The organism is Arthrobacter sp. Y3224198, from assembly GCF_059090025.1.
Map to the genome: position 1 here is coordinate 24703 of NZ_JBNHFG010000028.1, position 9494 is coordinate 34196.

9 protein-coding genes are annotated in these 9494 nt (G+C 64.5%); all 9 read left to right on the forward strand.

The annotated features are described in order from the left end of the window. The first annotated feature begins 5 nt into the window (after window positions 1–5). Window positions 6–665 carry a deoxyribose-phosphate aldolase gene (deoC, locus tag AC5RUF_RS13255; RefSeq protein ID WP_494130882.1) on the forward strand — a complete coding sequence of 220 codons (660 nt, stop codon included), beginning with the start codon at window positions 6–8 and terminating at the stop codon, window positions 663–665. Then, window positions 665–2011, forward strand: a complete 1347-nt coding sequence (fucP, locus tag AC5RUF_RS13260) for an L-fucose:H+ symporter permease (RefSeq protein ID WP_493997504.1) — start codon at window positions 665–667, stop codon at window positions 2009–2011. Before deoC ends, fucP begins: the two co-directional genes overlap by 1 nt. Beyond that, window positions 1998–3020 (forward strand): aldose 1-epimerase family protein, encoded by a 1023-nt coding sequence (locus AC5RUF_RS13265; RefSeq protein WP_493997503.1) that lies wholly within the window; start codon window positions 1998–2000, stop codon window positions 3018–3020. The genes fucP and AC5RUF_RS13265 overlap by 14 nt, the downstream gene beginning before the upstream one ends. Before the next feature lie 16 nt (window positions 3021–3036). Next, window positions 3037–3954, forward strand: a complete 918-nt coding sequence (gene rbsK / locus AC5RUF_RS13270; protein WP_493997502.1) for a ribokinase — start codon at window positions 3037–3039, stop codon at window positions 3952–3954. A gap of 516 nt (window positions 3955–4470) precedes the next feature. Next, window positions 4471–4926: a DUF3817 domain-containing protein gene (locus AC5RUF_RS13275; RefSeq protein WP_494130883.1), complete on the forward strand. Its 456-nt coding sequence runs from the start codon at window positions 4471–4473 to the stop codon at window positions 4924–4926. 282 nt (window positions 4927–5208) lie between these two features. After that, window positions 5209–6141, forward strand: a complete 933-nt coding sequence (locus tag AC5RUF_RS13280; protein ID WP_493997629.1) for a carbohydrate ABC transporter permease — start codon at window positions 5209–5211, stop codon at window positions 6139–6141. Continuing rightward, entirely contained in the window at window positions 6138–7046 is a 909-nt protein-coding gene (locus AC5RUF_RS13285; protein ID WP_493997630.1) for a carbohydrate ABC transporter permease, read from the forward strand. Before AC5RUF_RS13280 ends, AC5RUF_RS13285 begins: the two co-directional genes overlap by 4 nt. A gap of 106 nt (window positions 7047–7152) precedes the next feature. Then, window positions 7153–8517: an ABC transporter substrate-binding protein gene (locus AC5RUF_RS13290; RefSeq protein ID WP_494130884.1), complete on the forward strand. Its 1365-nt coding sequence runs from the start codon at window positions 7153–7155 to the stop codon at window positions 8515–8517. Window positions 8518–8524: 7 nt separating this feature from the next. Next, complete coding sequence (locus tag AC5RUF_RS13295; protein WP_494130885.1) at window positions 8525–9406, forward strand: glycerophosphodiester phosphodiesterase; 882 nt, start codon at window positions 8525–8527, stop codon at window positions 9404–9406. Window positions 9407–9494: the final 88 nt, after the last annotated feature.

A 9494-nucleotide genomic window follows, 5' to 3' on the forward strand; every position in this document is an offset into this window, starting at 1 on the left:
ATCACATGTCCCACATTTCGCAGCTCATCGATCACACCCTGCTTGCCCCGACGGCAACCGCGGCACAGATCGACACCCTTGTGCAGGAAGCCGTTGAACACGAGTTCAAGACCGTCTGCGTCAACCCGGCCCGGGTCACCCAGGCCCGCCGCGCCGCCGAAGGAACCCCGGTAGGCATCTGCACCGTTGTGGGCTTCCCGCTGGGTGCCTCAACCACCGCCGTCAAGGTTTTCGAGACCAAGGACGCCGTCACCAACGGAGCCGACGAAGTGGACATGGTCATCAACATCGGCTGGGCCCTTGAAGGCGCCTGGGACGACGTCGAAGCCGAAATCCGCGCCATCGTTGAAGCCGCCGCCGGCTCCAACGTGCTGGTGAAGGTCATCCTGGAAACCTGCCTGCTGGACGCCGAGCAGACCGCCGAAGCCTCCCGCCGCAGCGCCGCGGCCGGCGCGGACTTCGTCAAGACCTCCACCGGCTTCTCCAAGCACGGCGCCACCGTGGAAGCGGTCCGCATCATGCGCAGCACAGTGGGGCCCGACCTGGGCGTGAAGGCCTCCGGCGGTGTCCGCACCCCCGAAGACCTGGCCCGCATGGTGGAAGCCGGTGCAACCCGCATCGGTGCTTCCGCGGGCGCTTCGATCCTGGCAGGCAGCGCCAACTGATGCTCTTCAAGACCTCCGCCGTCCAGCAGCCGGACGGCTACCTCAGCCGTATCCCGTGGTTCCAGTTCCTGCTGATTTCACTCTGCTTCCCGATGTGGGGCGCCGCAGCCAGCCTGAATGACATCCTCATCACGCAGTTCAAGTCGGTGTTCACGCTTTCGGACCTGGCCACCGCCTTCGTCCAGTCCGCCTTCTACGGCGGCTACTTCCTGGTCGCCATTCCCGCCTCCCGCATCATCCGCCGGTTCACCTACAAGACCGGCATCCTGATCGGCCTGGGCGTCTACATCCTCGGCTGCGCCGCGTTCTTCCCCGCCTCGCACATGGCCACCTACAGCATGTTCCTGGTGGCGCTGTTCGCCATTGCCATCGGCCTCAGCTTCCTGGAGACCGCCTGCAACACCTACTCCACGCTGCTGGGCCCCAAGCCCACCTCCACGTGGCGGCTGAATGTTTCCCAGACCTTCACCCCGATCGGCTCGATCCTGGGCATCCTGCTGGGCAAGTACCTCGTCTTTACCGACGGCGACACCCTGGACGCCCAGATGGCCGGCATGTCCGCTGCCGAAAAGACGGCGTTCAGCGCCGAAATGCTGCAGCGCACGCTGATGCCCTACAAATACATCATCATGATCCTCGTGGTGGTCTTCATCGTGGTGGCGCTGACCAAGTTCCCGCACTGCAAGCCGTTGCGGGACAAGACGCACGAAGCCACCGCACGGATCGGGGAAACCCTGGCCTACCTGGCCCGCAACAAGGAATTCCTGCGCGGCATCTTCGCCCAGTTCATGTACGTGGGCATGCAGACCGCCGTCTGGTCCTTCACCATCCGGCTGGCCCTGAACCTGGACGATTCGCTCAACGAGCGCGAAGCCACCAACTACATGTTCTTCGCGTTTGTGGCCTTCTTCCTGGGCAAGATGGCAGCCAACTTCCTGATCACCCGGTACGACGTCAACGCGGTCCTGATGGGCTTCGCCGCCCTCGGCAGCCTGGCGCTGGTCTACGTCATGCTGGTTCCGAACATCACCGCCGTGTGGGCCGCCATCCTGGTCTCCGGGCTCTTCGGACCCTGCTGGGCCACCATCTTCGGCCGCACCCTGGACACCATCACCGACAAACGGCACACCGAAACCGGCGGCGCCGTCCTGGTCATGGCCATTGTCGGCGGAGCCGTCATCCCCGTGGTGCAGGGCCTTGCCTCGGACCTGACGAACTCCCTGCAGATCTCCTTCGTGGTCTCGCTGGTCTGTTTCCTGGCGGTCTTTATGCACTTCCGGCACCTGCGCCGCTCCGAAGCACGCGCCGCCGGGCTGGAAAGGAACACCGAGTATGTATCGCATTAATCTGGCCCGGGAGTCCTTCTCCACGTCCGAAACCATCTTGGTGGAATCGCCGGAATTCACCGTCACCGGTGTCCGGTACCCCAGCGGCGTCGAATCCGTCACCGTACGCAACTCCCGCGGCCGGGTGGAAGTCCTGCCGTTCCTGGGCCAGATGGTCTGGGACGCGGAGTTCGACGGCGTGAGCCTGCGGATGGACTCGACGTTCCGGCAGCCGAAACCCTCCACCCTGGTGGAGGACACCTACGGCTGCTTCGCGTTCCACTCCGGGCTGCTCGCCGCCGGTTGCCCGGCACCCGAAGACACGCACCCGCTGCACGGCGAATTTCCCTGCGCTGACTTTGACGAGGCCTGGCTGGAGATCGACACGGATTCCGTGGCCGTCTCCGGACGCTATGAATACGTCAAGGGTTTCGGCGACCACTACCAGGCCGTGCCTGCCGTCCGCCTCTCCTCGGGGTCGGCCATGTTCGACATCGACCTGTCCGTGACCAATCTGTCCGCGGCCCGCACCATGCCGCTGCAGTACATGTGCCACATGAACTACGCCTACTCCGACGGGGCGCGGATGACGCAGTCCCTGCCCGACGGCGCGTTCCGGCTGCGTGAAACCGTCCCCGCACACGTGTTCCCCACACCGGAGTGGACGGTGCTCAATGACGCCATCCGCTCCGGCGAGGTCAGCGCGGACGTGCTGGATGCCTCGCAGGGATATGACCCGGAGATCGTCTTTTTCGCGGACGACCTGGGCCGCCACGGCCGGGACCTGGAGTTCCGGATGGAACGCACCGACGGAATCACCTTCTGCACCCGGTTCTCTTCCGCGGACTTCCCGGTGGCCACCCGGTGGCTGCTGCACAACCCGGACCAGCGGGTGGCATCGTTTGTCCTGCCCGGCACCTCGCGGCCGGAAGGATTCCTGGCAGCGAAGGCTGCGGGGACACTGATTGAACTGGCGCCGGGAGCCACCCGCTCCTTCTCCGTCAGCACCGGCATCAAAGAGGAGGCATAGTCCGTTGGATATCGCAGTGATCGGCTCAAACATGGTGGACCTGGTGTCCTACCTCAGCCGGATGCCGGACGAAGGCGAAACCGTCGAGGCCTGGGACTTCCAAATGGGCTGCGGCGGCAAGGGTGCCAACCAGGCCATGGCGGCAGCCCGCATGGGTTCCTCGGTCCTGATGCTCACCCGCGTGGGCAACGATGCGTTCGGGGAGACCACCCGGCGCAACTTCGAGGCCAACGGGATCGACACCACCTACGTGCTGGAGACCGAGGCCACCAGCGGCGTGGCCCCGATCTTCGTGGATGACAACTCACGCAACTCGATTGTCATTGCCAAGGGCGCCAACGCCTTCCTGACCCCGGCAGACATCGAGGACGCCGCCGAGGCAATCTCCGGCTGCTCCCTGATTGTGCTGCAGCTGGAGGTCAACCTCGAAACCGTGTACGCGGCCATCGACTTCGGCAACCGGCACGGCATTCCCGTACTGCTGAACCCCGCACCCGCCACCCCGGACCTGGACTTCGCCCAGGTGGCCAAGTGTGACTACTTCGTGCCCAACGAAACCGAACTGGCCCTGCTGACGGGCATGCCCGTCCAGAGTATGGACGAGGTGCAGGCGGCGGCGCAGACCATCCTGGACAAGGGCGTCAAGAACGTCATTGTCACCATGGGCTCGCGCGGTGTGCTGTGGCTGTCTGCCGCCGGCCCCGTGCTGGTGGAAGGCCGCACCGTGGCGGCGCTGGACACCACCGGTGCAGGCGACGCCTTTATCGGCTGCTTCAGCCACTGCCTGGTGGAAACCGGAGACGTGCCTGGCTCGCTGGCCACGGCCAATGCCTACGCTGCGGACTCCGTGACCCGCCGGGGTACCCAGACTTCCTACGCCACCCGCGCGGAGTTTGAACGGAACACGGCCCAGGCGCCGGACACCGCTGCCTAAGGCATCAGCTTGGCTGCGGCACACCCCCATCGCCGCGGCCCGGGAGAGGCTGCTGCGTTCCGGTTCCGTTCCCCTTCGGAGCCGGGCGCGGCGGCCTTCTGCGTTGGGGCTGCCGACCGGTTGGGGCTCCCAGCCGGTTGGGGCTGCCGACCGGTTGGGGCTGCCGGCCGGTTGGGGCTGCCGGCCGCGTGAGCAGCCGGTGGGCTCCTCCGGCCGGTTCGAGAGGGCAAGAATTACCGGCGTCGTGATCGAAAAGGCAAAAGTTACCGTCGTAGGCGTCGAGAAGGCACGATTTACCGTTTTTTCGCCAAAAAACCGTAAATCGTGCCTTCTCGTTTCGGTTGGGTCCGGCCGCTGCTCCCGCTCACCGCCCCAAGCACCACGGGACCGGCGGGGCCACTCGTCCCGGGCCACCGCCGTCGTGATTGCTGTCCCAAAGGCGGCAGGGGATTCGCCGCGCGGAAGTCCATGCTGACATACTGTTGGTAACTCTCTGCAGAAGGTGGATCCCGCACAATGACCCCCCGCAAACTCTTCCGCACGCTGGCCTTCGCCGAGGCCGTGACCTGGACCCTGCTCATCGCAGCCCTGGTGCTCAAATACGGCTTCGACAATGAAACCTTTACGCCCATTGCCGGCGGCCTGCACGGTTTCGTGTTCCTGGCCTACGGCGTGGTCACTCTCTTTGTCTGGGCCAACCAGAAGTGGTCCGCCCGCACCGGCGTTCTCGGTCTGGTCACGACCGTGATTCCGTGGGCCACCATCCCGTTCGAGAAATCCGTGGACCGACGCGGGCTGCTGGACGGCGGCTGGCGCATGGCCCCCGGCGGCGAAGAGCCGAAAAACGCGGTGGATCGGATCGCGGCCCTGGTGCTGCGCCGCCCGGTGGCGGCCGGCGTCGTTGCCCTGCTCGCCGTCGCCGTCGTCTTCAGCGTGCTGCTGTACCTCGGCCCGCCCATCCCCAAGGGATAGTCCGGCAAAAATATCCGCCAGGCATATGCAATTTACCTATTGCATATGCCTGGTTCTGTGTGTAGACCCGTTCACCGATTGTTGGCCGGCCGTTTCCTTGCCTAAGTAAAAAAATATTAGGTACTGTGACTCAGGCAACACCAACGTTCCGGCACTGATTCATGCCGGATGATCATGGACGGAAAAAACAATGAAATTATCCTGCAGTGAATTGCTGCAGCTGGATGGGACCGTCCGCTCTCTTCGCCCCGTATCCGGGCCCGCACGCACGGGCACCGGCGCATGAGTTCCATCAGCAAACCAGCCCGGAAGACAAAAGCCGTCCAGCCGCAAACCATGGCGGACCGGGGAAGCATCCGGGCCATGTGGTATCTGGTGCCGGCGCTGCTGGTTTTTGCACTATTCCTCTTCTACCCGCTCGGCCGATCCGTGTTCCTCTCCTTCCAGGGAAGCGATCTCTTCGGACGGCCCTCGGGTTTTGTCGGTTTTGACCAATACACCCGCCTGTTCACCGATTCGGGTTTCTGGACCGTAATGGGCGTGACCCTCGGATTCACCGTGCTGACGGTGGTTCCATCCATCGCCATTGCATTGGGCCTTGCCCTGCTGCTGCACCAGAAAATCAAGGGCGTTCGGTTCTTCCGGACGGCCTTCGCCCTGCCCTTTGCCTACTCGGTGGCCACTGCCTCGGTGATTTTCGGCGTTATGTTCAACCAAGCCACCGGCGTGCTCAACGGAATGCTCGGCTTCTTCGGGCTGGACCGGGTGGGCTGGCTTACCGATCCGGCCTGGGCACTGGTGTCCGTGTCCCTGGCCACGGTGTGGATGCAGCTCGGCTACAACCTGCTGGTCCTCTCCGCCGGCCTTGGTGCCGTGTCCGAAGACGTAGTGGAGGCAGCCCGCCTCGACGGTGCCCACGGCTGGCGGATGCAGCGCTCCATCATCATGCCGCTGCTCACCCCGCAGCTCTTCTTCCTGCTGGTGACCGGAACCATCCACGCGCTGCAGAGCTTCGGCCAGATCCACATCCTCACCAAGGGCGGGCCGCAGGACAGCACCACAACGCTGGTCTACTCGATTTACGAGCAGGCGTTCGCCAACAACAACTCGAACTTCGGCTATGCCTCCGCCCAGGCCGTTGTACTGCTGATCATCGTGGTAGCGGTGTCGGCAATCCAATTCGGCGTCCTGGAACGAAAGGTGTTCTACCGATGAGCCGCACAGCTGCCCCCGCCGCGCCCCGGACCGCTCTTCCCCAAAGGACCGAGCGGCCCGGCAAGGACAAGAAGAAGCAGCGGCGTCCCCTGACAGCAGGCCGCGTCCTGACGTACCTCGCACTGTCGCTGGGCGCCGTCGTCGTCCTGTTCCCGGTCTACTTCGGGTTTGTAGGTTCCTTTATGGGGCCGGCGGACATCAACGCCTACCCGGCGTCGCTGTGGCCCCTGAACGGCTTCCGCGCGGAGAACTTCGCCAGCGCATTGGAAGCCATCCCCCTGGGCCGCCAGTACCTGAACTCCGTGGTGATGGCCGGGCTGATCACGGCCGGCCAGCTGGTGACCTCCCTGCTGGCGGCGTACGCCCTGGTGTTCCTGAAGGTCCGCTGGAAAGCGTTCTGGTTCGGCCTGTTCCTGTGCAGCATGATGGTGCCGGCCGAAGCGATCATCATCCCGAACTACCTGACCATGTCCTCCACCGGACTGATCAATACCATCCCGGCGCTGGTCCTGCCGTTCCTGGCCCACGGGTTCGGTATCTTCCTGCTGCGCCAGGCCTTTATGTCCTTCCCGGTGGAGCTCTGGGAAGCCTCACGGATCGACGGTGCAGGACACATGCGCTTCCTCTGGTCGGTGCTCGTGCCGCTGTCCAAGCCCACGCTTGCCGCCCTCGGCATCTGGTCCTTCCTCTCGGCCTGGAACATGTACTTCTGGCCGCTGCTGGTGACCCAGACGCCGCAGATGCAGACCATCCAGATCGGCATCACGCAGCTGCGCTCGGCGGACAACTTCAACGCCGGCCTGGTGCTGGCCGGCACGGTCCTGGCCATCATCCCCACCCTGCTGCTGGTGATCTTCGGCCAGCGCTTTATTGTCCGCGGCCTCACCGCGGGATCCATCAAGTAAGCGTCCGTACGCGATGCATGCAGAACCCGCCGGAGCACACGCTTCCGGTACCACCTTGAAGGGAAAACCAATGCGAATTACACGTCGAGGGCGCCGCCTGCCAAAGATGGCAGCCGGCGCCGCCGCACTCGCCCTGGCGCTGTCCGCCTGCGGCGGCGGAGGAGGGGAAGCGGGAGCTGCCGGAGAAGCCCCGGCCGCGGACTCGCTGGAGAAGGCCGAAGGCGTCACCGAGGTCAACTTCTGGCACTCCATGGACGGCACCAACGGAGAAACCCTGAACCAGCTCATCACCGAGTTCAATGCCGCGAATAAGGGCAAGATCGAGGTCAAGGGCGTTTACCAGGGCGACTACGACTCCACCATCACCAAGTACAAGGCCGCGGTGCAGTCCAACAGCACCCCCAGCATGGTGCAGATCTACGACATCGGCACGCAGTTCATGATCGATTCCGGGGCAGTGCTGCCCACGCAGGCCTTCATTGACCGCGACGAGTACGACGTCTCGGATCTGCAGCCCAACATCGCCGGTTACTACTCGATCGACGATTCGCTCTGGTCTATGCCGTTCAACACGTCCATGCCTGTTCTTTATTACAACAAGACCCTCTTCGAGGCAGCCGGATTGGACCCGGAACAGCCGCCGGCAACGCTGGATGAAATCACGACGGCGGCCGAGAAGCTTTCCAAGAAAAACGGCGGACCGGCGGAATTCGGCTTCAATGCAGCGATCTACGGGTGGCTGCTGGAGCAGGAAGTCGCTGCCAACGGTGAGCTGTACTGCAGCCCGGACAACGGCCGGACGGGCGAACAGGTCACTGAGTACGCCTTCAACAACGACACCGCCGTCCAGTTCGTCGACTGGTGGAAGAGTATGGTGAACACTGGCGTGGCAGGCAACACCGGCCGCGTCCTGGCAGATGCGCAGAACGCCTTCAAGAGCGGCACCATCGGAATCACCCTTGAATCCACCGGTGCGCTCCGGGGCATGCAGAAGGCGGCTGAGGAGCAGGGCTTCGAACTGGGTGTCGGGTACTACCCGAAGATCGAAGAGAATGACTCCGGTCCGATCATCGGCGGCGCATCGCTGTGGATTTCCGGCGAGGGCCACTCCGACGCCGAGAAGGAAGCCACCTGGCAGTTCATGCAGTTCCTCGCCGAACCGGCCACCCAGGCCACCTGGCACACGGGAACCGGGTACTTCCCGATATCCAAGGCCGCACTCGAGGAGCCGGAAGACATTGCGTGGCGTGAGCAGTACCCGCTGTTCGACGTCGCCGTGCAGCAGTTGGAATCCACGGAACTGACTCCTGCCACGCAGGGTTGCTCCGCAGGGTCCATGCCGCAGGCACGCAAGGCCGCCGAAGACGCGCTGGAAGGCGCGCTCCTCGGCGGGGACAGCAAGACCGAGCTGACGGATTCAGTGAATGAGCTCAAGACCGAAGTTGAGAACTACAACAACTCGGTGAAGTAACCGGTAAGTGAAAGACAGGGCATTGGCAGGAACGGCAGTTACCAGCAAACCATTGGTAGTTGGACATCGGGGGAGCAGCGGATCAGCCCCCGAGAATACGGCGGCTGCCTTTGCCCGGACCTGGGCGTCCGGTGCCGGCATGATCGAGACCGACGTCCGCCTCAGCGCGGACGGCGAGTTGTTCCTCTTTCATGACGACACCGGCGCCCGGACCACCAACGTGGCCCGGGTTTTCCCGGAACGCGCAGATGATCCGATCAACTCGTTTACGGGCGCCGAACTCCGGCAGCTAGACGCCGGCGGCTGGTTCGGCGAGGAATTCGCGGGCGAGCCCATTGTTTTCCTTGCCGACCTTCCGGAGGCCGTGGGTTTCGCGCTCGGCATCAACCTGGAGCTGAAGGTGCCGGCGGACTCGCCCGGCGTGTTGGGTGCCGTGGCAGCCGTATTGGAAAGCCCGGACTGGGTTCGGCTCCGGCAAGGCTTCAGTGTTACCGTCAGTTCCTTCGACCCGGCAGCAGTCCTGGCCTTCGCCCGGCTCGCTCCGCAGGTACCGGCCTGGCAGCTGGTGGACGACATTCCCGACGCCGCCCTGCTCGCAGCCGGTGCGGGCTACCTGCAGGGTGTGGTGGCGCATCACCGGTGCCTCACTGCAGACGGAGCGGCAGCCGTACGGGCCGCCGGCCTGGGCCTGTGGACCTACACCGTCAATGGAGAACCCGATACCGACGCCGTCCTGGCGCTGGGCGTTGATGCGGTGATCACCGATTTCCCCGAGCGGCTCGTCAGCCGGCTGGCCGAAACCCGGCCGGCTGGAATCCCCGTGAATCTCCCGGCGGAAAGCCGGGAGAACGGCCGCGCGGACACGGGGCTGCTTCCCGTCATCGCCTGACGTCGTCGCCCGACGTCCTGACTAAGGAGCCGGCCGGCCCGCAGGCCGCTGCCGGAGCCCGGACGCCGCGGACCGAGATTCCCGTCTG

Bases quoted from the DNA above. Each gene is read 5' to 3' on its own strand.
- deoC (WP_494130882.1), top strand. From the start codon at position 6: ATGTCCCACATTTCGCAGCTCATCGATCACACCCTGCTTGCCCCGACG.
- fucP (WP_493997504.1), top strand. From the start codon at position 665: ATGCTCTTCAAGACCTCCGCCGTCCAGCAGCCGGACGGCTACCTCAGC.
- AC5RUF_RS13265 (WP_493997503.1), top strand. From the start codon at position 1,998: ATGTATCGCATTAATCTGGCCCGGGAGTCCTTCTCCACGTCCGAAACC.
- AC5RUF_RS13275 (WP_494130883.1), top strand. From the start codon at position 4,471: ATGACCCCCCGCAAACTCTTCCGCACGCTGGCCTTCGCCGAGGCCGTG.
- AC5RUF_RS13280 (WP_493997629.1), top strand. From the start codon at position 5,209: ATGAGTTCCATCAGCAAACCAGCCCGGAAGACAAAAGCCGTCCAGCCG.
- AC5RUF_RS13285 (WP_493997630.1), top strand. From the start codon at position 6,138: ATGAGCCGCACAGCTGCCCCCGCCGCGCCCCGGACCGCTCTTCCCCAA.
- AC5RUF_RS13290 (WP_494130884.1), top strand. From the start codon at position 7,153: ATGGCAGCCGGCGCCGCCGCACTCGCCCTGGCGCTGTCCGCCTGCGGC.